This is a genomic window from Mucilaginibacter paludis DSM 18603, from assembly GCF_000166195.2.
Taxonomy (GTDB): Bacteria; Bacteroidota; Bacteroidia; order Sphingobacteriales; family Sphingobacteriaceae; genus Mucilaginibacter; species Mucilaginibacter paludis.
Genome location: NZ_CM001403.1, coordinates 1,733,450 through 1,755,621 on the forward strand (window position 1 = coordinate 1,733,450; position 22,172 = coordinate 1,755,621).

The 22,172-nt window shown below is 45.3% G+C and carries 15 protein-coding genes; 9 read left to right on the top strand and 6 right to left on the bottom strand.

Features of this window, described 5'->3' with window-relative positions:
- The first annotated feature begins 108 nt into the window (after positions 1–108).
- The 6 genes from MUCPA_RS07340 (at position 109) to MUCPA_RS07365 (ending at position 7,884) form a co-directional block, all read left to right on the top strand.
- Positions 109–1,728 carry a response regulator gene (locus MUCPA_RS07340; RefSeq protein WP_008505453.1) on the top strand — a complete coding sequence of 540 codons (1,620 nt, stop codon included), beginning with the start codon at positions 109–111 and terminating at the stop codon, positions 1,726–1,728.
- Between the two features lie 423 nt (positions 1,729–2,151).
- Positions 2,152–2,502: a type II toxin-antitoxin system RelE/ParE family toxin gene (locus MUCPA_RS07345; protein ID WP_008505454.1), complete on the top strand. Its 351-nt coding sequence runs from the start codon at positions 2,152–2,154 to the stop codon at positions 2,500–2,502.
- Positions 2,483–2,788, top strand: a complete 306-nt coding sequence (locus MUCPA_RS07350; RefSeq protein WP_008505457.1) for a helix-turn-helix domain-containing protein — start codon at positions 2,483–2,485, stop codon at positions 2,786–2,788. Before MUCPA_RS07345 ends, MUCPA_RS07350 begins: the two co-directional genes overlap by 20 nt.
- A 541-nt stretch (positions 2,789–3,329) precedes the next feature.
- Entirely contained in the window at positions 3,330–5,543 is a 2,214-nt protein-coding gene (locus MUCPA_RS07355; protein ID WP_008505458.1) for a sodium-translocating pyrophosphatase, read from the top strand.
- 106 nt (positions 5,544–5,649) lie between these two features.
- Positions 5,650–7,206, top strand: coding sequence for an amino acid permease (locus MUCPA_RS07360; protein WP_008505459.1), 1,557 nt, complete (start codon positions 5,650–5,652; stop codon positions 7,204–7,206).
- An 87-nt stretch (positions 7,207–7,293) separates the two neighbouring features.
- Positions 7,294–7,884 (top strand): MarC family protein, encoded by a 591-nt coding sequence (locus MUCPA_RS07365; RefSeq protein ID WP_008505460.1) that lies wholly within the window; start codon positions 7,294–7,296, stop codon positions 7,882–7,884.
- 247 nt (positions 7,885–8,131) lie between these two features.
- Here MUCPA_RS07365 and MUCPA_RS07370 read toward each other — a convergent pair whose 3' ends face one another.
- From MUCPA_RS07370 to MUCPA_RS07390, 4 genes are all read right to left on the bottom strand, one after another.
- Positions 8,132–9,301, bottom strand: a complete 1,170-nt coding sequence (locus MUCPA_RS07370; protein WP_008505461.1) for an RsmB/NOP family class I SAM-dependent RNA methyltransferase — start codon at positions 9,299–9,301, stop codon at positions 8,132–8,134.
- Positions 9,298–10,548 carry an ABC transporter substrate-binding protein gene (locus MUCPA_RS07375; RefSeq protein WP_008505462.1) on the bottom strand — a complete coding sequence of 417 codons (1,251 nt, stop codon included), beginning with the start codon at positions 10,546–10,548 and terminating at the stop codon, positions 9,298–9,300. The genes MUCPA_RS07370 and MUCPA_RS07375 overlap by 4 nt, the downstream gene beginning before the upstream one ends.
- Positions 10,505–12,034: a glutamine-hydrolyzing GMP synthase gene (gene guaA, locus MUCPA_RS07380; protein ID WP_008505470.1), complete on the bottom strand. Its 1,530-nt coding sequence runs from the start codon at positions 12,032–12,034 to the stop codon at positions 10,505–10,507. The genes MUCPA_RS07375 and guaA overlap by 44 nt, the downstream gene beginning before the upstream one ends.
- Before the next feature lie 171 nt (positions 12,035–12,205).
- The gene (locus tag MUCPA_RS07390) at positions 12,206–13,768 is read right to left on the bottom strand and encodes a glycoside hydrolase family 43 protein (RefSeq protein WP_008505472.1); all 1,563 of its coding nucleotides are present in this window, start codon (positions 13,766–13,768) and stop codon (positions 12,206–12,208) included.
- Positions 13,769–13,922: 154 nt separating this feature from the next.
- On the opposite strand from MUCPA_RS07390, the gene MUCPA_RS07395 reads away from it, so the two are divergent.
- The 3 genes from MUCPA_RS07395 to MUCPA_RS07405 all read left to right on the top strand — a co-directional run bounded on the left by MUCPA_RS07395 (position 13,923) and on the right by MUCPA_RS07405 (position 16,374).
- On the top strand, positions 13,923–14,507 hold the full coding sequence (locus MUCPA_RS07395; protein WP_040625778.1) for a tetratricopeptide repeat protein: 585 nt from the start codon (positions 13,923–13,925) through the stop codon (positions 14,505–14,507).
- A gap of 328 nt (positions 14,508–14,835) precedes the next feature.
- Entirely contained in the window at positions 14,836–16,056 is a 1,221-nt protein-coding gene (locus tag MUCPA_RS07400; RefSeq protein WP_008505474.1) for a multidrug effflux MFS transporter, read from the top strand.
- Between the two features lie 6 nt (positions 16,057–16,062).
- Positions 16,063–16,374 (top strand): hypothetical protein, encoded by a 312-nt coding sequence (locus MUCPA_RS07405; RefSeq protein ID WP_008505476.1) that lies wholly within the window; start codon positions 16,063–16,065, stop codon positions 16,372–16,374.
- A gap of 7 nt (positions 16,375–16,381) precedes the next feature.
- On the opposite strand, the gene MUCPA_RS07410 is transcribed toward MUCPA_RS07405, so the two are convergent.
- Both MUCPA_RS07410 and smc read right to left on the bottom strand, forming a co-directional pair.
- Positions 16,382–18,010 (bottom strand): glycoside hydrolase family 28 protein, encoded by a 1,629-nt coding sequence (locus MUCPA_RS07410; RefSeq protein ID WP_008505478.1) that lies wholly within the window; start codon positions 18,008–18,010, stop codon positions 16,382–16,384.
- A 474-nt stretch (positions 18,011–18,484) separates the two neighbouring features.
- On the bottom strand, positions 18,485–22,027 hold the full coding sequence (smc, locus tag MUCPA_RS07415; RefSeq protein ID WP_008505480.1) for a chromosome segregation protein SMC: 3,543 nt from the start codon (positions 22,025–22,027) through the stop codon (positions 18,485–18,487).
- Between the last annotated feature and the right edge of the window lie 145 nt (positions 22,028–22,172).

The following is a 22,172-nucleotide window of genomic DNA, read 5'->3' on the forward strand; positions in this document are numbered from 1 at the left end:
AGCAAAGGGCAATAACCAACCGGCGATAGCCGCCCTTACTTATTTTAGTGAGCCGAGAACATTCAATACCCCACCTTGTTAAACTCTTAATTAATTTAAGCGCTCCATATGACCCCTAACCACAACGAAGATATCAATATCTTAATAGCCGATGACAATGCAGATATCCTACTCTCTTTAAAATCTTTGTTAGAAAGGGACGGCCTTTACATTTTTACTACTACATCTCCACATCGGGCTGTGCAAATATGCAACGAACATGATATTTCAATTGCCCTTTTTGATGTAAAAATGCCGGAGATAAGCGGCTATGAGCTGTTGGAACTCGTCAAAAAAAATCCGCTTACAAAGCATACCATGGTGATTATGATAACAGGCCTTTCTATGCACTCAAGCGACGTGGTTGAGGGGCTGAACATGGGCGCTGTTGATTATTTATTTAAGCCGCTCGACTTGCATATCACCATCGCCAAGGTTAATTCGCTCATTAACCTGGTTAACTATCAACGACAAATTAAAAGACAGAATATCGAATTGGAAAAATCCAGGCAGGAGTTATCCGAAGCCGTGGAGCAAACCCAAAAAATCCGGGAGGCAAAAGAAATTTTTCTGGCTAACATGAGTCATGAAATCAGGACGCCTTTAACCTCTATTATCGGCTTAAACCATCTGCTTAAACAGTCGCCCCTTAATGCAGATCAACAGGAGCTGATTAAGCTCATGGAATACTCATCCCAATCGCTGCTGACCCTGGTTAATGATATCCTGGAAAGTGCTAAAATTGATGCAGGCAAAATCACCATCAACCGGGCGGAAACAAACATTATCAATTTAGTGCAAACCATTTGCAACTTAAGCAGTCCCATAGCAAAAGAAAAGGGTTTAGCACTTAGCTGCCATTTTGATACGGATTTACCGTCCGCTATATTAGCCGACTCTTTACGGCTCAATCAGATTTTGCTCAATATCATTAACAACGCCATCAAATTTACAACTGAAGGGGGTGTTGAGGTTACGCTCAAAGCTATCCAAAAAGAGCCCAACAGGGTATTGCTGCAGTTTATAATAACAGATACGGGCATCGGCATTTCGCAATCGGGTATCAGCAAACTATTTAACCGTTTTGAACAGGCCGAAGTTAAAACATGGGAAAAATTTGGCGGCACAGGGCTCGGCCTTTCCATTGTAAAAAGAATAAGTGAGTTAAAAGGAGGCGAATTAACCGTATTAAGCACTCCGGGCCAGGGAACTACTTTTACTTTTACCAACTGGTACACTTTAACAAATTCCGAAAAAACAGATGCGTCCGTTGTAAACACCAAACCTACGCTTTCCAAATTAAGTGGCATTAAAATTCTGTTGGTTGAGGATAATCCCATCAACCAATTTATTACCACCCGCATTTTAAACGAATGGGATATCCATGTTGATACTGCAGTAAACGGTTTGGCAGCGCTCGAAAATTTAGCAAGCAACCACTATCACTTAATCCTGATGGATACCCACATGCCGGTAATGGATGGTTACGAAGCCACACGTAAAATACGTACCGAGATGCCGGCTTCAAAAAGAGATACGCCCATTATCGCATTTTCGGCGTCGGTTATTGAATCTGAAATAAAAGAGGCCCAAAATGCAGGCGCAAACGATTTTATCAGTAAACCCTTTGAGCCGTTAACCTTACATAGCAAGATCGTTAACCTGTTAGCAACTAAACAATTGGCTTAGCCTTAATGCAACTAACGCGAACCGTCACCAAGTATCATTATAAGTAACCGTCCCGGCTTCCCCGGAAAAAAATAGAGTTGAAGTTTGGAACTGGTAGATTACCATGCGCAGATAGGGGATGTGCACAAAGGGCCGGGTGTTGGGCTGTAGTCGGAAGGATCGGGCATTCTTGATCCCCCTATAAACCGAGTAGCGCTCATGCACACCCAAAAGCAAACCAAAGTGCATAATCTCCCCCGGTTGGGGAGACTTTCTTTCTTTTTTTAAGCCCTACCTACCTGGCTACCGGATGGGGCTTCTTCACGCGGCGACTGAGCTTTGCTTCCGCTTTACAAACAAATAGGCTATTTTTTTTAGGCTACTAACGCACAACCGCCTATAAAATTTATTTCACTATAGGGCAACATTCCGTATCTTTGTTTCGTGAATAAGGAGCAAAAATACCGGACGATCCTTTTTTATAAAAACTACTTCCAGGAGTTCTTTGTAAAGCAACGGGAAAAGGTGCAGGATAAGATAATCTGGACTTTAAACCTAATAGAAGCCCAGCAAAAAATACCTGAAACCTATCTTAAACACCTGGAAAATACAGAAGGCCTGTATGAAATCAGGGTGCAGCAGGGCAGCGATATATTTCGTATATTTTGCTTTTTTGACCAGGGCCAGTTAGTGGTTTTAGCAAACGGGTTTCAAAAGAAAGCCCAAAAAACACCGAAGCAGGAAATTGAAAGAGCGCTTAAAATAAAAGAGGAATATGGAAACGAAGAAAAGTAACGTGATAACGTTGGAAGAATTTAAGGATAAAAACTATGGGAAGCCCGGCACAGCAAGACGAGACAAGCTTGATGCAGGTTACGAAAACTTCAAGATCGGCGCTATGATACACGAGGCCCGGCTTGAAAAAGGATTAACCCAGGAGGAACTGGCAGAAAAAGTTGGTACTACCAAGTCTTATATCTCTAAGATAGAAAATAATATAAAGGAGGTACGTTTTTCAACCCTAAAAAAAATCGTTGAAACCGGGTTAGGCGGACATTTAGAACTTTCCATTAAATTATAATTTAGTACCTGGGGCTGCGCAAACATATTTGCTTAGCCTGAGGTAAAAGTTTTTTTACAACCAACTTTTGCCCATTGTTATAGCTGCCACCTGTACATCTCTGTTAGCTCACCATTAACTGGATCTGGTTTCTGATACCACATCTATATTCCCCAGCACGCCGGCTATTTAAAATATCAACATATCAACCCATTCCGTTAAGCTAAGCGCCGGGAACTTGAACCAAGTTTCGATGTTCTTGATTGCGTATTAATATACTACATTGATAATGAGCGTTTTATCCCAATTCCTTCTTGATAGGGTGCGGATTTTAGCTTCCGGCTGCAAGGTGTGTTTCCTCGCGCCACCAACTCTGCAACCCGGCGTTAAACTGCTTAGCTAAACCACATTTTATCGGTATTTAAAATAAGGGCAAACTGCTCTATAAAAATATAACCTTCGTCATATTTTATTGCCCGGAAATTAAATTTGGTAATTTGCCTGTTCTGCTTAAATTTACTTTCTCTCTAATTATAAACCAATTATTACTAACAATACGTGTATGGATTTTTTAAACAATTACTTAATTTATTTAATTCCGGTATTCGGCGTGGTGGGCATAGCCGTGATGCTGATCAAATCTGCGTGGGTCACCAAACAAGACCCCGGCGATGGCGCCATGACCGAACTTTCGGGTTATATTGCTGATGGCGCCATGGCCTTTTTGCGTGCGGAGTGGAAAGTGCTCAGCTATTTTGTTGTTATTGCTGTAATATTGCTGGCCTACTCGGGCACCACGGTGCAAACGTCAAGCTGGACTATTGCCATATCATTTATTGTAGGTGCTTTTTTATCCGCCTTCGCGGGATACCTGGGCATGCGGATAGCCACCAAGGCCAACGTGCGTACCACCCAGGCCGCCAAAACAAGTTTGGCTAAGGCCTTACAGGTATCATTTACAGGCGGCACTGTAATGGGCTTAGGCGTAGCGGGGATAGCTATTTTAGGCTTAGGCTCTTTATTTATTATTTTATATCAAGTATATGTTGTTAATGTACATGGCAGCGTAAACGGCGTAGAAATGCAAAAGGCGCTGGATATACTGGCCGGATTTTCTTTAGGAGCCGAATCTATCGCGCTATTTGCCCGGGTAGGCGGCGGTATCTATACCAAAGCGGCCGATGTGGGTGCCGATCTGGTGGGCAAAGTAGAGGCAGGCATCCCTGAAGATGATGTACGCAACCCGGCTACCATTGCCGATAATGTTGGCGATAACGTGGGCGACGTAGCCGGTATGGGTGCCGACCTGTTCGGCTCGTACGTGGCTACCATTTTGGCTACCATGGTACTGGGGCGCGAAATTGTATCGCACGATAACTTTGGCGGCATAGCCCCTATCCTGCTGCCTATGCTGATAGCGGGCCTGGGTTTAATATTTTCTATCGTGGGCGCCTCCTTCGTCAAAATAAAAAACGAAACCGATAGCGTACAAAAAGCCCTCAATATGGGCAACTGGATCTCTATCCTGTTAACCGCCATCGCGGCGTTTTTTGCCGTGCGCTGGCTGATGCCCGAAAACATGAACATCCGCGGTGTTGATTTTACCAAGAGCGATGTTTACCTGGCCATTGTGGTAGGCCTGGTTGTGGGCACCTTAATGTCCATCATCACCGAGTACTATACAGCTATGGGTAAAAGGCCTGTTCTGGGTATTGTAAGGCAATCATCAACCGGGCATGCCACTAATATTATAGCGGGTCTGGCCGTGGGGATGGAATCAACCGTATTGCCAATTTTGGTATTGGCGGCCGGTATTTACGGCTCGTTCCATTTTGCCGGTTTATACGGCGTAGCCATTGCCGCTGCCGGGATGATGGCTACTACCGCCATGCAGTTAGCGATAGATGCCTTTGGGCCGATAGCGGATAACGCAGGCGGCATTGCCGAGATGAGCGGCTTACCACCCGAAGTGCGCGAACGTACCGATAACCTGGATGCCGTTGGCAATACCACCGCAGCTACGGGCAAGGGCTTCGCCATTGCATCGGCAGCGTTAACATCCCTGGCTTTATTCGCGGCCTTTGTAGGCGTGGCCGGTATCGATCATATCGACATTTATAAGGCCGATGTTTTAGCCGGTTTGTTTGTAGGCGGCATGATCCCCTTTATCTTTTCGGCCCTGGCTATATCGGCGGTGGGCCGGGCGGCCATGGCTATGGTTGAGGAAGTAAGGCGGCAATTTCATGAGATACCCGGCATTATGGAATATAAAGCCAAACCCGAATACGAAAAATGCGTGGCCATTTCAACCAAGGCCTCCCTTCGCGAAATGATGGCCCCGGGACTGATCGCCCTGATTACTCCTATAATTATCGGCTTCATATTCGGGCCCGAAGTTTTAGGCGGTATGCTGGCCGGTGTTACCGTATCGGGCGTGTTGATGGGCATTTTTCAAAGTAACGCGGGCGGCGCATGGGATAATGCCAAAAAATCATTCGAAAAAGGGGTTGAAATTAACGGTGAGATGTATTATAAAAAATCCGAGCCGCACAAGGCATCGGTTACAGGCGATACCGTAGGCGATCCTTTTAAAGATACTTCGGGCCCTTCGATGAACATTTTGATCAAATTAATGTCTATTGTATCGCTGGTAATAGCTCCCCATTTAAATAAAACCCATACAATACCTGTTTCAACTACGCAAAATCCCATTAAAAGGGAAATCAAAGCGCCTTTAGCGGCAAATATTCTGTATAAATTAGAAAAACATCAATAAACAACCTGTTTTGTTGATAAAAACGAATTATCCACCAGTAACTCTTCGTTTTTTTTCACCGGAATTGAGTATGTTTGAGCATAATTTGACAACCCCAATCTGACTGATGAAATTATTTATTAAGAAACCTATTCAACAATTGCTCGCTGCCGCAGTAGAGGGCGAGAAAACATTAAAACGAACCCTGGGGCTTGGATCGCTCATTGCTTTGGGTATCGGAGCTATTATAGGGGCCGGTATATTTGTACGTACAGCCGCTGCCGCTGGCGAACACGCGGGGCCCGCAGTTACCATATCATTTATTATAGCCGCATCAGGTTGCGCGCTTGCAGGTTTATGCTATGCCGAATTTGCCAGTATGATCCCCATTGCCGGATCAGCTTATACTTATTCCTACGCTACCATGGGCGAATTAATAGCCTGGATTATTGGCTGGGATTTAGTATTGGAATATGCCTTAGGAGCAGCTACAGTAGCGATTGGATGGGCGCAATATTTTAACGAATTTTTAGAGACGTTTTTTGGGGTACATATACCTTTCGCGCTCACACACTCCCCTTTTGAAATATCAAAAACAACAACCGGGATGTATGCTGGCGAACTGGGCGCGCATGGCATCATCAACCTACCGGCCATTTTTATTATATTGATGTTAACCTTATTGCTTATCCGCGGAACGGCAGAATCAGCAGCGGTTAACAACGTTATCGTAATTATAAAAGTTGCCATCGTATTAATGATTATCGGTTGCGGATGGAGCTTTATCAATCCTGCAAACCACACCCCTTATATGATACCCGAAAACGCCGGTACCGTAGTAACCAACTCTGGAACGGTTAATTATGCCGATACATTTAACCATGGCTGGCTCGGGGTTTTACGAGGGGCGAGCGTGGTATTTTTTGCTTTTATAGGTTTTGATGCCGTATCAACCGCAGCACAAGAAGCCAAAAATCCGCAGAAAGACATGCCTAAAGGTATATTAATATCATTGGTGATCTGTACCGCCTTATACATCTTATTCTCGCACGTGTTAACCGGCCTGGCTCCTTTCAGAGACTTTTTAGTGCAAGGTAAAGAAGCATCTGTTACTTATGCCATCAAAAACTTTATGCCTGGTTATGGCTGGTTGGCTAAATTGGTAACCGTAGCTATTTTGGCTGGTTTTTCATCTGTTATTTTAGTAATGCTTTTAGGCCAAACACGTGTATTCTATACCATGAGTACAGACGGTTTGATTCCCCCCGTATTTTCTAAATTGCACCCTAAATACCGTACGCCTTATAAATCGCAATGGTTGTTTTTTGTATTCGTATCCTTATTTGCCGGGTTTATACCTGATAGCGTAGTTGGCGATATGGTAAGCATAGGTACACTATTCGCTTTTGTGTTGGTGTGTTTAGGCATATTTATTTTAAGAAGAACCGACCCTAATATTACCCGCCCATTCAAAACGCCTTTTTATTATATTGTTTGCCCTTTAGGCGCACTCATTTGCTTAGGCATGATTGCCAGCGAAGGCTTAGAGAACTGGTTGCGTTTAATAGGTTGGCTATTGTTAGGTTTTATAGTGTACTTTGGGTACAGTATTAAAAACTCGCATGTGAGGCGTGGAGTAACAGAGCTTCCGAGCGATCCACCAAATCCGAAATTTATCGAATAAGCATCATTTAAAATCCCGGACTTAACTTCCGGGATTTTTTTTGTGCCCTATTTATTTTAACTTTACTTCAATCCAAGCAACAAGCTGATGAGTGAATATTTCATTTTCGAACCCCGGGAAATACTTTCTGTTACGTTAATCCTTTTCGCCATTATCGATATCGTAGGCACGGTACCTGTTATTATTGAGCTGCAACGCAAAGCAGGTTATATAGCTGCCGAAAAAGCATCGATAGCGGTATTGTTCCTGATGATCGTTTTTTTGTTTGTTGGCAAAGAATTACTGGGCATTATCGGTATCGATATTCCGTCGTTCGCCATCGCGGGATCGTTGGTGATCTTTTTTATCGCGCTCGAAATGATACTGGGGCATAAGTTTTTTAAAGAAGATGAAGATACCACCGTAACCACATCGGTATCCATCGTCCCCCTTGCTTTCCCGCTGATTGCCGGAGCCGGCACCATGACCACCCTGCTCTCACTAAAATCGCAATACCAAACACAGAACATCATTGTAGGCATTATGCTGAACACGTTGTTTGTTTACTTAGTACTCAAAAACACCTACCGTATTGAAAAGATATTAGGTAAAACCGGGCTGGAAATTTTACGCAAAGCTTTCGGGATCATCTTATTGGCTATCGCAATTAAGTTATTCAGGAGTAATACGCACCTTTAGTTTAGGCGGGGATTTTTACGAGCGATCAGTATGCGCCACATACATCCTTCTCCAACCAGTTTTGACAACTTTTTAAAAGTTGTCAAAACTCTCATCGCCAGGCACTCCGCTGAAATCGTTACAGATCATCTGGCGCACGCAGAAGATCTCTCCCTACTGTCGAGATGAAAAAATTTGAGAAAGGGAAATTTCAATAATACCACCGCCATTGGAGCCGATAATTCCAAACTACAAAATCACTCCCCCTTCAGGGGGTTGGGGGGCAAAGCCGGGCTACAAACATAGTATCCGCTTTGCGGCCATAGCCTTTTAATATTTGCTGCTCTTCTATTTTAAAACCAAATTCGGAGCTTAAAAAATCAACCATATCTTCGTTCTCGGCTTTAAAAGCGGAGCAGGTGATGTAGATGAGGGGCTTGCCGGGTTTGAGGTATTTCACCACGTTACGCACAATACTTTGCTGCAGGTTTTTAAACGACTGGATCTTAAAATCCTGAAACTGCGCTATCATTTCGGGTGTACGGCTCCAGGTGCCCGATCCGCTGCATGGCGCATCTAAAATAATGCCGTCAAACTCGTAGTCGTGCAGTTCGGGATCGACGTTTTTGGTGAGGTCGACTAACTTTTTCTGGTATTTGCGCAAACCGGCTTGTTGAAAACGTTCATCCAGGTTGGCCAGGATAGATTCCCTGATATCCGAAACCACCAGCTTTAAATCGGGCTGCAGTTCGTGCAGTAAAAGAGATTTTCCGCCCGAAGCCGCGCAGGCATCCCACCAGTGTTCCCACTTATTGGGTTTAAAAAACTGAGCAGTTTGTTGCGACGAAAAATCCTGAATCTCAAACCAATGCTGATTAGGAAACAAGGTATCTAACCGTGTACCGTTAGGCAAGGCCAAACATTGGTTGCCTTCTTCCTTAAAAACAATATCGGCTTTGGTTAGGGTAGCTTTCACCTGTCCTTCAAAGCCCTTTAAAATGCGGATATAGAGATCAGGCTGGTAAAAAAAAGATTTTAAAAATGCCTGCTTATCAATAGATGGCGATAGTTGATCCGTCCAGGGGAAAACATCTTCCAGCTTAAAATCAGGATAGCTTATCTTCACCATGGCCAGCTTCTCGTCCAGGCTAAAACCCACGCACAGTGCCCAATCGGGCTTAAAATGAGTTAAAAACGAGTTAACCTGTGTATTGCATAAAAACTCGGCAACAAACAAACGATCTTCGGTGCTGGTATTAATCAAAGCCTGCCCCAGGCGGAAATAATTATAAATTAACCGGCTGGCTATGCGCCTGTCCGACGAGCCCATTTGCTTATTCTGGCGGTAAAAGCCCGGCAAAAACTTACTCAATGGCGTATCAACCGGGTATTCGCCCAAAATACGCTGAAAAGTTTTTAACTGATTAAAGGCTTTCATTCTATTGGTTTTAACTCGAAGTTTTGGTATTGATAAATGCTGACATGCGTATTTACCCAACCGGCATTAGCGGTTTTAACAAAGGTAAACTGATTATGCAAACCTTCGTAACCCGATTTATCCAATTGTTTAAACAGATCGTTATTTGCACTGAGTAGGCTACCTAAATAATATCCCTCGTCAAAGCCCTTAATGGCGTATTCGCCCGGCTCTAAATGAAAGGCCTTACGATAGGCTTTGATAAACTTGTTGGTTTCAACAGCCCGGTAATCAACCCTATCCGAGGAGGTGATGTGCGTTTTTAACCTTTGCAATAAGCTGGCCTGCAAATACGAAGCCTTCAGCCAGTTAGGATGGCCAAATAAGGTAACCGGGTAAGTTTGATTGAGTTTATCGAGCGCGGCGAGCGTTACTGTTAAAAAAGCCTGATCGGTAGCCGGAACAACAAAAATATTTTCGGAAGTGGTAGAGAGCTGCGGCAACAAGGCATCCAGGTTGCCTTTGCTTACCGTTAAATAAATTACCCGGATGCGTTTTTTGCTTAAACTATCAATAGCCTTGCGGAAAGGAATAAGATATTTATTCTCGTCGCTGAAGCCGGATCGTAAAACAAATACCTTAACAGGGTCCATTTCCTGTTTAATATATTGGGCCACACGCCAGGCATGATATTCCAGTGGAGGGATTATGGTAACCAGGTTACTATTTTTAAACTCAAGCGGAGACGCCGGCGAAAGCGGCGATATGATAGGCTTGTTAATGCCGGATAAAGAGGCCATAAAAGCCTTCATCCCTTCGGGAAACACCGGGCCAACAATAATATCGCTGTTACGTACCTTAGGGTTGCCGGCCAGGCTATGCCCTTGCGAGCCGTCGCCATTTGAATCGTAAACCTGCAACTTAAAGTTAGCACCCTTGGCGGCTAACGAATCGAGCGCGAGCTTAAAACCCTGGTAATAATCTACCGCCAGGTCGGCCTTACTTAAATTATTGCGATTTGCGGTTGAGGTAAAATCGATCTTATCCAGTTCAAACGGCAATATGAGCGATACAACCGGCGTATGCACCGGCACCGCTTTAGGTATAACCTTAACAGCGGGCGGGACTTTAGCTTCCGGCGTTTTTGGCACGGGCCTTTCGGTAGGCCTTATTTTAGGTGAACATGCACCTAAAATAAAACCTGCCAAAGCAAATACGATCCATTTATTCCCACTCGATTGTAGCCGGTGGCTTCGAACTGATATCATAAACTACGCGGTTAATTCCTTTAACATTGTTGATGATCTCGTTTGATATTTTCGCCAGCACATCATAAGGTAAATGGCACCAGTCGGCAGTCATGCCGTCTAATGATTCAACAGCCCTTAAACATACCACGTTTTCGTAGGTACGCTCATCGCCCATTACCCCTACCGATTGTACCGGCAGAAAAATGGTACCGGCCTGCCATACTTTATTATACAAACCGGCTGATTTTAAATTATTAATGTAGATGGCATCAGCTTCCTGCAAAATCTGTACCTTTTCTGGCGTAACCTCGCCTAAAATCCTGATGGCTAATCCCGGACCGGGGAAAGGGTGCCTTCCGAGTATATTTTCGTCTATTTTTAAGGTGCGGCCCACTTTACGCACTTCGTCTTTAAACAAAGTATTTAAGGGTTCCACCACCTTTAATTTCATAAAATCGGGCAGTCCGCCTACATTATGATGCGATTTAATAGTAGCCGACGGCCCTTTTACCGATACCGACTCGATGATATCCGGGTAAATGGTACCCTGGCCTAACCATTTTACATCCTCAATGCGGTGGGCTTCATCGTCAAACACCTCAATAAACACACGGCCAATGGCTTTGCGTTTTAACTCAGGATCTGATAATCCGTTCAAGGCGTCATAAAAACGCTGCTTGGCGTCAACACCTTTTACGTTAAGGCCCATGTGCTGGTACGAATCCAGTACGGATTGAAATTCGTCCTTGCGCAGCAAGCCGTTGTCCACAAAGATACAATGCAGGTTTTTACCGATGGCATGGTGCAACAGTACCGCAGCGACGGAAGAATCAACGCCGCCTGATAAGCCTAATACAACCTTATCATCGCCCAATTTTTCTTTTAAGGCGGCTATGGTAGTTTCAACAAACGAGTCGGGTGTCCATTCCTGTACGCATCCGCAGATATCCACTAAAAAGTTTTGGAGCAATTGCTTGCCATCAATACTATGGGTAACCTCGGGGTGAAACTGGATACCGTAAGTTTTTGAGTTTTTAACCTGGTAAGCAGCAACACGCACGGTATCGGTACTGGCTATCACTTCAAAATCGTCGGCCAGGCTCACGATGGTATCCGCGTGCGACATCCATACTTGTGAATTGGAAGGCACATCCTTAAACAGGGGGTTGCCGGGCTGAATGTATTGCAGGTTAGCGCGGCCATACTCGCGGGTGCTGGAAGCCTGCACCTCGCCGCCATGAAAATGGGCCAGGTATTGTGCCCCATAGCATACGGCTAAAATGGGATACTGATCGCGGAAACGCTGATAATCAAAATGTGGCGGTTCATCCTGACGCACCGAGTGCGGGCTGCCCGAAAGGATGATACCTTTTACTGTAGGATCAAACTCCGGAAGGTGGTTAAACGGATAAATTTCGCAGTAAATGTTGAGCTCTCTGACTCTCCGGGCAATGAGTTGTGTGAATTGCGACCCGAAGTCAAGAATGATGATTTTTTCTTGCATGGGCAAAGATACTGATTAAGCCGAAAGCTGAAAGGGTAAAGTTATCAAGGTTGACAATGTTGATAAGATGAAGCCCCCCAACCCCCTGAAGGGGGAGCTTTTGATTAGCAGATTTTTGGGCCTTTGCATACTTAAGCAAACGCCGGGGCCTTAGTAACGCTTCGCCAGCCATCAATTCTCCACATTATAATGAAACCAGTCCACATCTAAAAAACCTGTTCCGGCGTTTTCATCAACGGTGTAAATGGCCAGCCTGGCACCTAAATTATTATCAAAATTGGTTATGGTAAATGGCTCGCCAAAGTTATCGTAGTTAACGCCATCGGTGCTGTATAAAAAATGGGCAAGGCCATTGGCATCCCAAGTAGCACGGAACCATACGTTGGCAATTTCAATCTCCTGCCCGTCTGTGGTTTTGCCTGCGGCATTAAAATATAAGCGCCTGGTGTTTCCCGATTGTATTACACCTATGGTAACAGGGCTTTTACCCAGCAAGCAAAAAGCCGCTATTTGCCCATCCGTCATGTGGGCCATATCAAACTTAACGCTGGCAATGCTATGCTGCAAACGCAGGGTTCTTTGCGTGATGATGTTGGGTATTTTGGTAACTACCCTGGGCTCAAGTGCCTTACTTGAATAAAGCCGCAAATAACCGGGCCGCTCCGTTAACGACCATTTATCGTTATTGGGTTGATAATACCACTCCCATTGTGGCGCGAGAGTTTTGCCGCCGAAATCGTCGCTGGCTTGTATGGGCTCGGCAGTCAAATCTGTACCGGGCTTTTTTGCCGTCCACACCATACTGCCTATTCCATCTTTACCCGATGTGCCCCAAACGGGCCAGTCTTTATCCCAGGTAACTGGCAACAAACTTAATTCGCGGCCATCCCATTGCGAAACGCCGTGATGGGTTAAAAAATACCAGTCGCCTTTTTCTGTCTGTACAAGCCCACCCTGGTTAGGTTCATGATCAGCCTTATGGATCAGTTGCCGGTGTTCCAGGTATGGCCCCGCGATGTTGGCCGACCGCTCCATAAATGGCATCCGTCCCTCTGGGGTAACCTCGCTGTAAAAGTGATAGTAATAATTTTTGATCTTATAGAGCTTATTGGCTTCGCTGCCTTTACCCTGATGAATGAGCTGATCCATCCCCGGTAACAAACGCTCTCCACCTGCATCCATTTTAAACAGATGAATTTTATAGCCATCGGCAAAATTGGTGGCAACCAGATAGGCCTGTCCGTTATCGTCCCAAAAAGGGCAGGGATCATCCCAGCCGGGCGCATTGAGCAATGGTATTAAAGGTTTCCAGGGGCCCGAAATTTTGGTAGCCGATGTTACAAAGATGCCGTAGTCGGGGTCGGTAAAATAAACGTAAAATTTATTATCGTGGTAGCGGATAGCTCCAGCCCAAATACCCCGGCTGGCCCCCTGCATCTTATCGTAATTATATTGAGCGCTTATCTGCGTAAGATTGTCAACGGCATGGCCTGCAATTTTCCAGTTCACTAAATCTTTGGAAGTTAAGATGACCATGCCCGGCGACAGGTTTATGGTGCCCGAGATACAATAATAATCGGCGCCCACGCGGATGATATCCGGGTCGTGAAAATCACCGGGCAGGATAGGGTTGGCGTAGGTACCATTATGCTGATCGCCCCATTTTGCGCTTTGCGCTAAAACCTGGATAGTCAATGTCAAAAATAATAGGAACGCATAGAATGCCTTTAACATGGTCCGTTTTGGTAAAAAACAAAAATATCTAATTTTTTAAGCTTACGCGATAATTTACGACATATTGATAACTCGCATCGGGTTTAATATTTTTAAGGATATTATAAAATATATCCGCCTGTTGTTCTATATTAGTCACGCAACATCGTCATTTATGAAGTTAAAAATAACGCTTTTTGTTTTGTTCCTATTGAGTTTTTCGGCGGCCAGAGCCCAAACCGTTTTTGATACCTATGTTGATTTTAATAATGCGGTGTACCAAGGCCAGACCGCCACGGCTTTCACACTCGCCGATCAGATCATCAATAGCAAGGAAAAGCTGCCCGCAAAATCGGAAGTTAACTTTTACCAGAAACTCGGCCGCTTATACGAAACCCAGCAGCAGGCCGCCAAGGCTATTATGTATTACGAACGCGTAGCCGCTGCCGAACCCAATTATTACACCGCGCAACGGGCGCTTGGCTACCTGTATATGCAACGCACCAACGAGCTCGGCAAAAAGTTAAATGCCTCGGCTGCCAACAAGACGGCATATTTGCAAAACATGGCCGAGTATAAAAAGGCTGTGACCAAGTGCCTGCCGTACCTGGAAAAGGCGCAGGCCTGCGATCCGGACGATCAAACGCTCAACACCATTAAAAGCCTGTACCACGCCATTGGCGACGATGCCGGCATAAAATCGTTGGATGGGCGTTTAAAGCAAATGAGCGCCAATTGTGTATCGCTTTTAACCAACTGATCCATCAGGGCAAACGCATTAAAAAAGTTCATTTGACTTGATGGGTGCAAAAAGGGAAACCTGACAAGGAGGCACCTACGGAGCCAAAACTTCTTTTTTTTGTCCCCTATAGACAGGAAGCTCCTACCGGAGCTCTTTAACGGTTTGTTTTTGACTCCAGCGGAGTCGCCTGTTTATAGGAAAGCCTTGAACCTTGCTTTGGCTCCGTAGGTGCCTCCTGTTAATTTTAAATGCCTTTGCCCTGACTGATCCATCTGCAAGATGTAATTTTGAATTAAAATCACATCTAAAATTTAACGTTCCTATCTTTGCGGCAAGATTGATACCTGTGGATAGAAAACGATATATTATACTCATACTGATTTTAGGAACCCTATCCGCGTTAAGCCCCTTCTCTATCGATATGTACCTGCCCGCGTTCCCGGCCATTGCCCGCGACCTGCATACATCGGTAGCCCATATTCAACTATCGCTAACCAGCTATTTTATAGGCATATCCATAGGGCAGCTGATATACGGCCCCCTGCTTGATCGCTTTGGCCGTAAAAAACCCTTGTACATTGGCTTACTGGTATACGTGCTGGCATCGTTAGGTTGCGCTGTTACCAAATCGGCCAATATATTGATCGCGATGAGGCTGCTACAGGCCCTGGGCAGCTGCGCTGGAATGGTTGCCGCGCGGGCCCTGGTAAGGGACCTTTTCCCGGTAGGCGATATAGCGAAGGTATTTTCGTTGTTGCTACTGGTGATAGCGGTTTCGCCCATGGTAGCCCCAACGGTGGGCGGCTATGTTAGCGCGGCCTTTGGCTGGCATGCGGTATTTATCATCCTTACCTCCATAGCGGTGCTGATATTGGCAGGATGCGTGTTTTGGCTTCCCCAGGGCCGCGAGGCAGATCAGCAACTCTCGCTCAAACCCAAAGCCATCGTTAATAATTTTCACAGTGTATTTAAGCACCCTTATTTTTATACTTACGCCATTACGGGCGGCGTGGCATCGGCAAGCCAGTATGCTTATTTGTCGGGCTCATCTGATGTTTTTATTAATTATTACCACGTGAGCCAGAAACAGTACGGCTGGATATTTGCCTTTATTGCCGCCGGGCTTATCGGCTCCAGCCAGGTAAACAGCGTTTTGCTGCGGAGCTTTAAAAGCGAACAGGTAATTAAGGTTGCCCTTTTTATCCAGAGCTTAGTTGGCATTACGCTGTTTACCGCTACACTAAACGGCTGGATTAGCGAGGCCGGGATGATTGTGCTGATATTTTTGTTTTTATGCTGCCAGGGCTTTATATCGCCCAATGCCTCGGCCTTATCACTCGCGCCTTTTGCCAAACAGGCCGGCAGTGCATCGGCTTTAATGGGCACCTTGCAAATGGGTATTGGCGCATGTGCATCGGCCATGGTGAGCTTTTTGAACAACGGCACCGCCCTACCCATGACGGGCATTATGGTTGTTTGCGCCATCTGCGGATGTATCTTACTTTTTGCAGGCAGCAAAATGATCAGCCATAAAATAATTAATCAACCTTTATTAACTACAGAATAGCCGGATATGAAAATAAGCCGTATTGCAGCCAAAGTAATGGTGAGGTTGTTGCTTTTCCTGGTGTTATTGGCCCTTGTTCCGTTTTTTACAGGCAATACAATGAACCAGCAATTGCATGAAATTTATATCATGACCAATAATAAATGGATATTGATATTCCCTATCCTGCTATTGATCGGCTTTATTACCTTGCTGATCACCTGTACTGTACAAAAATATACCAAGCCCGATATCAACTGGTTGCTGGTTTTAAATTCCGTTATGCTGATAGCTTATGGCATAAGCATTTATATCCGCCTCTCGCATTTGATCAAGTAGGCCGCGCCTACTTGATGATTACGGCGCTTTTAGGTACACCTGGCCCTAACTTAACAGCGTTTTGCACCTTGCTCACATTGGTTGCTGTGACCGTTATCCCCGAAGTTTTAGGCCCGTCCGCAGCTATGAACACGGTAGCTGCTCCATCAAACCCGGCATTAACAATATTGATATTGCGCGAATTATTTAAGGTGTAAACAGTTTTATCGGGCGAGATAATCTTTACGTTTTTCAGCGTAATATCTGCCGCTTCCAGGGCGCTGAAGGCTTTAGTTGCCGAGATGGTTACATCCGTGAGGTCGATTTTGCTAACCGGCATTTCGGGCAGGCCGACAATTGAAACGGCTACTTTGGCGTTATTGCAATAGACATTGCTGATGTGAAAATCCTCAAAACGCGGGGTTTTATCATCAACCGCCACCGGCCCTTTATCGCCCTCCGGGCCGGCATCTTCATAATAGGTACTAAACAAAATGGCTTCGTTCAAAATATCGTGCATGTAAATATGATCGATAAAAACATTGTGGACCAGCCCGCCACGCCCGCGACTGCTTTTGATACGGATGCCTACATCGGTATTTACAAAAGTGTTGTTGGTTACCCAGATGTTGTTCATACCGCCATCGGTATTGCTGCCCACCACAAAACCGCCATGCGCGTGGTATACAATGTTTTCGGCAATAATCACATTCTCTAAGGCCGCTGTGCCTTTATCCTTACTCCCACTCGATTTCATGCAGATACCGTCGTCCCCGGCATGTACCGTGCAATGATAAACGATGGCGTTTTTACAGGTTGAAAGGTCGATAGCATCTCCGTTCTGGGCGTAATACTCGTTCTCAATCTTCACATTCCGGATAATCAGGTTGGTACAACCCTTGGGATTAAAAGCAAAATTTGGCGAATTTTTAAAGGTTGGCCCGTCTATCAAAACGTTTTTGCTATTGGCCACAATCACCATGATGGGGCGTAAAAAATCTTTAGCGGGGGCATAGTCGGCCTCGGTTAAATCTTTTTTCCCTTTCAGGGTTTTTAAGTAGGCCTCCCCTTCCATGCCCTGCTGAGTTGGCCACCACATAGCGCCATCTTTACTAAGCACACCGCCCGATTTAACCAAATCGTTCCAAAGCGTTGGTGCGGCTTTTGTTTTTTTCAACGGGCGCCAGGTATCACCCGCGCCATCGTATATACCATCGCCGGTGATGGCCACATTTTCCAGTTTTTCGCCGTACAATTGCGGCTTACCCCTACCGTTCATCACCGAATACAGCGAATGATCGGCACTGAACAGGATAAGCGCGCCATGATCAGCATGTAAATTGATATTGCTTTTCAGCTCTATCGGGCCGGTGAGCCATAAGCCTGCCGGAATTAAAACTGTGCCCCCGCCCGCTGCTGAGCAGGCCGCGATAGCTTTAGCGATGGCCCCGGTATTTAAGGTTTGTCCATCGCCTACGGCGCCAAAATCTTTAATGTTAAAAGTACGGTCGGCAAATTGAGGCGCGGCTATGGTGCCCATTTTAAAGGGAGCGTTTTTGATGTAGTACTCCATATCACGCTCCTGCCCAAAGGCAACGGAACTGCAAAAGTAAAGCACCGTTAAAAGCGCAAGCAAATTCAATTTACTATTTTTCATAAGCTATATCTTGCTGTTTAATAATTGGTTCAGGTAAACAAACAGTTGTACTATTAAGCAATGCTAACGAGTTTTTTGCTATGAATAAGGGTTTAAGCGCAATTTATTTGTGCAATCGTTGCCGGGAACGATAGGCGGGTGAGAACTTGATTATTAAGAGCTTCTCTCCGAGCGTCATTGCGAGGAACGAAGCAATCTCTACCCAGGCAGAGCGGTCATGCTTATTCGTTCTGTATAGTTTAGAGATTGCTTCGTCGTTCCTCCTCGCAATGACGATCGGGTAGTTGAGGTAAGAAGCTGACTATGAGCAAACTGCCCATCGTCATTGCGAGGTACGAAGCAATCTCTACGCAGGCAAAGCGGTCATGCTTATTCGCTCTGTATAGCTTAGAAATTGCTTCGTCGTTCCTCCTCGCAATGACGATGGGGTACGAAGCTGATTAATTATAAGCAAACTTACACCATCTCCAAACCTTAGTCCGCCAGCTCCCGCATGTCAACGGGTACCACCCTTGATATCCCTTGCTCTACCATAGTTACGCCGTAAATAATATCGGTACTGGCGATGGTTCGTTTGTTATGCGATACGATGATGAACTGCGAATCTTTGGAGAATTTGCGGATGATGTTGTTGAATTTATCAATATTGGTATCATCAAGAGGGGCATCCACCTCATCAAAAATACAGAAGGGGGCAGGTTTTAACAGATATAACGAAAATAGGATAGCCGTAGCGGTGAGCGTTTTTTCGCCTCCGGATAATTGATTGATGGAGAGCGGCCGTTTGCCCTTGGGCTTGGCGATGATATCAATGTCAGATTCCAGGGGATTATTAGGGTCGCTCAATATCAGGTCGCAGGAATCTTCCTCGTTAAATAACGAGCGGAATACCTTGATAAAGTTCTCGCGCACCATCGTGAATGCCGACATAAATTTTTCTTTAGCCGTGTCGTCAATCTCCTGTATGGTAGCCAGCAGGGACGACTTGGCTTCGCTCAAATCTTTTTTTTGCGCCTGGATAAATTCGTAACGTTCGCTCATCTCTTTGTAAGCCTCTACCGCCATCGGGTTAATGGCCCCAAAATCGTCCAGCTGTTTTTTCAGCTTTTCGGTTTTATCGCGAAGCTCAGACTCTGTTTCGTCGGCGGGTACTTCGGCATCTAACAGATCCTGGATATCCACATTAAACTCAACCGAAAGGCGTTCTTTCAGGGCATTCAGTTCGAGCTTTAAGTTGTTCTTTTTATCCTTCAGTTCATTCTCTATTAACTCGGCGTTATCCTTGTTCCTTCTTAACGTACTGATTTCATTTTCGGCCTGGGTAATATTGCCGCGGAAAGTATAATACTCCTGCTCGGCCTGCTGGGCCGCCTTTTCCAATTCCTCACGCTGACTGTACATTTCAAGCAGATCCTCATCCGAATGATCGGATTGCTTCATATTTTCCTGTATCGCTATCTTTACGATATCCAGCTCGGCATTATTTTTTTTAATCCGTTGGTCCAGCGTTTCCTGCTGTATCTCGCGGTATTCCAGATCTTTCACCAAACCCGAAACTTTATTTTGCTGCTGATGGAAACCTATATTTTGCTGATTATACCGGTTGGACTGTACCGACAAACGTTCCGATAATTCGGCAAAGGCACTTTGCTTTTCGAGCATCAGTTCGCTCTGCGTTTGCTTTTGCTCCTTCAGGTCGGCCAGGGTGGGTAATAGCCGCTGGGTTTCATCGTTAATACTGGCTATTTTGCGGGCAATATCATCCTTGCGGTTACGGCTGCTTTCAATAAAGGTTTGGTATTGTTCCCGCCGTGTTTTTACGGTCACCATTTCGGTATTCAGCCGGTTAATCTCCTGCTGTTTCTGGTTAATCTCGTTTGTTTTGCCCGATCCCTTTAAAGCCGTCAGCTTGCTTTGCAACTCCTCAATGCGGCTTTTATATTTGGTGATCTGGGCTTCGTGCGTTTTAATTTCTTTGGCCAGGTTCTCCAGGTTTTTGGCCCGGCCTATCCGTTTACCCTCAAACAAACCCACCGAACCACCGGCCATGGTGAGCTTTGATTTACTGAACTTGCCGCTTTTGCCCAATACAATAATGCCTTCGGGCAATATATCGCTGTTTAGCTGGCCTTCGGCCTGATCGGCAACCAGGTACACGTTCTTTAACAAATAATTACACAGCGGCGCATAACGTTTTTCAACCTCAACCACATCCAATGCCGGTATCCAGTTTTCAGGCTGAGCAAAAGGTATCGGCGCATATTCGGCTGGGTAGTTGCTCAGTATAAAAAATTGCGCCCTGCCCCTGGCCGAGTTGCTCAACAGGTTAATGGCGCTGATGGCTTCGTTATAATCCTCTACCACATAGTGGTTCATCAGGGGTTCCAGGTAGTTCTCTATCGCTACGCGATATTCTTCTCGGCAAAAAAGCACATCGCTAAATAAGGGCGCGTTGCGTGCCCATTCGCTGTTCTTCTTTAAAAAGCGGATCGATTCGGGGAAACCTTCCAGGTTATCAACCAAACTCTTGGTGAGGTTATATTCGTTTTGTTTGGCGTCTACCTTACGGCTTTCTAATGTCAGCGTATCCTTGGTATTGCCAATCTCTATTTCAGTATCTTTAATTTCTTCGCGCAGTTTGGTTTCAAAATCAACCGCGGTTTGATGTTCGCGCTCTAACGTTTCGGCGCGGGTTTCCAATTCGGCAATAACCTGGTTAAAATGGCTTAACTCGGCCTCCTTATTGGTGGCGTCTTCCATGTTGCGCTGGCTTTCCTGCTCAAGCGCTTGCTGCTGGATCTGTAAAATATCCAGGTCCTTTTCTGTTTTGTAGATCTGGTTTTGCAGCCTGTTGTTAATATTACTGATCTCGTCCAGCTCACTTTTGCCGTAAGCCTGTTCCTGCCGCGCTTCATCAACAGCCTCCTTTAAATCGGCCAGGCTATCTATCAGGGTTTGCAGCTTTTCTTCTTCCTGCAGCTTCTCTTCCGACAGGCGCTTAATATTATACAGAATATGGTTTAGCTGGTTGGTATCGCGCTCAAGCTCATCAAGCAAACGGGTTTCTTTATCCTTCTGAAACTTAAGCTGTTCGTTCTTAATCTTTTTCTCACTTTCGTAAGCCCTTATTTTAGCCACGTACTCATTAGTAGCCTTTTGCTGCGTAGCCAGGTTTTTCTCTTTGGTCAGGCTTTCGAGCTTTTGTTTTTGCAGGTCGGCCTCCAGCACATCAATATGCCTTACAATGTCGCCCTTTTCAATCTGTTGCTTTTGTTCCAGATCCTCAATCCGCTTCAACGATTCGCTGAAAGATACGATGCGGAAGGAGGCCAGCATAATGCTCAGCGTTTTATATTGCTCTTTTAAGCGGTAATAGCGCTCGGTTTTTTTGGCCTGGTTCTCTAAGGTTTTTAAATTTTTCTCTATCTCGAATAACAAGTCCTCCACCCGCTCCAAATCGGCCTCCGTTTCTTTGAGCTTATTGAAGGTTTGTTTTTTGCGAAGCTTGTATTTGGATATGCCCGATGCCTCTTCAAATAGCGTACGGCGGGAGTTTTCTTTGTTGGAGATGATCTCCTCGATCATCCTCAGCTCGATGATAGAGTACGAATCAGAGCCTACACCAGTATCCAGAAACAGGTCAGTAATATCCTTTAAGCGGCATTGCACATCGTTAAGGCGGTATTCGCTTTCGCCGGTACGGTAAAGCTTGCGGGTTAAGGTAACCTGCGAAAACTCGGTAGGTAAAATATTTTTGGTATTATCAAACGTGAGCGAAACTTCGGCCAGGTTGCCTGGCTTGCGGCTTTTACTGCCGTTGAATATCACGTTCTCCATTTTTTCGGAGCGGAGCATCCGCGTGCTTTGCTCGCCCAAAACCCAGCGGATGGAGTCGACTACGTTTGATTTTCCGCAACCGTTTGGCCCAACAATGGCGGTTATCCCTTCGTTAAAATTGATGGTGATTTTATCCCCGAAACTCTTAAAACCCTTAACTTCTAAACGTGTAAGCTGCATTATTATCTAACCAGTACAAAAAAAATCATTAAATTATCTGTCTGATCAACAACGAAAATCAATCTCTGCAACTGGTAATATGCAACAGAAGCCTTTTCGCTATCGCCCAAGAGAGTAACTCTAATTCAACCCGTAAATAGGCCAT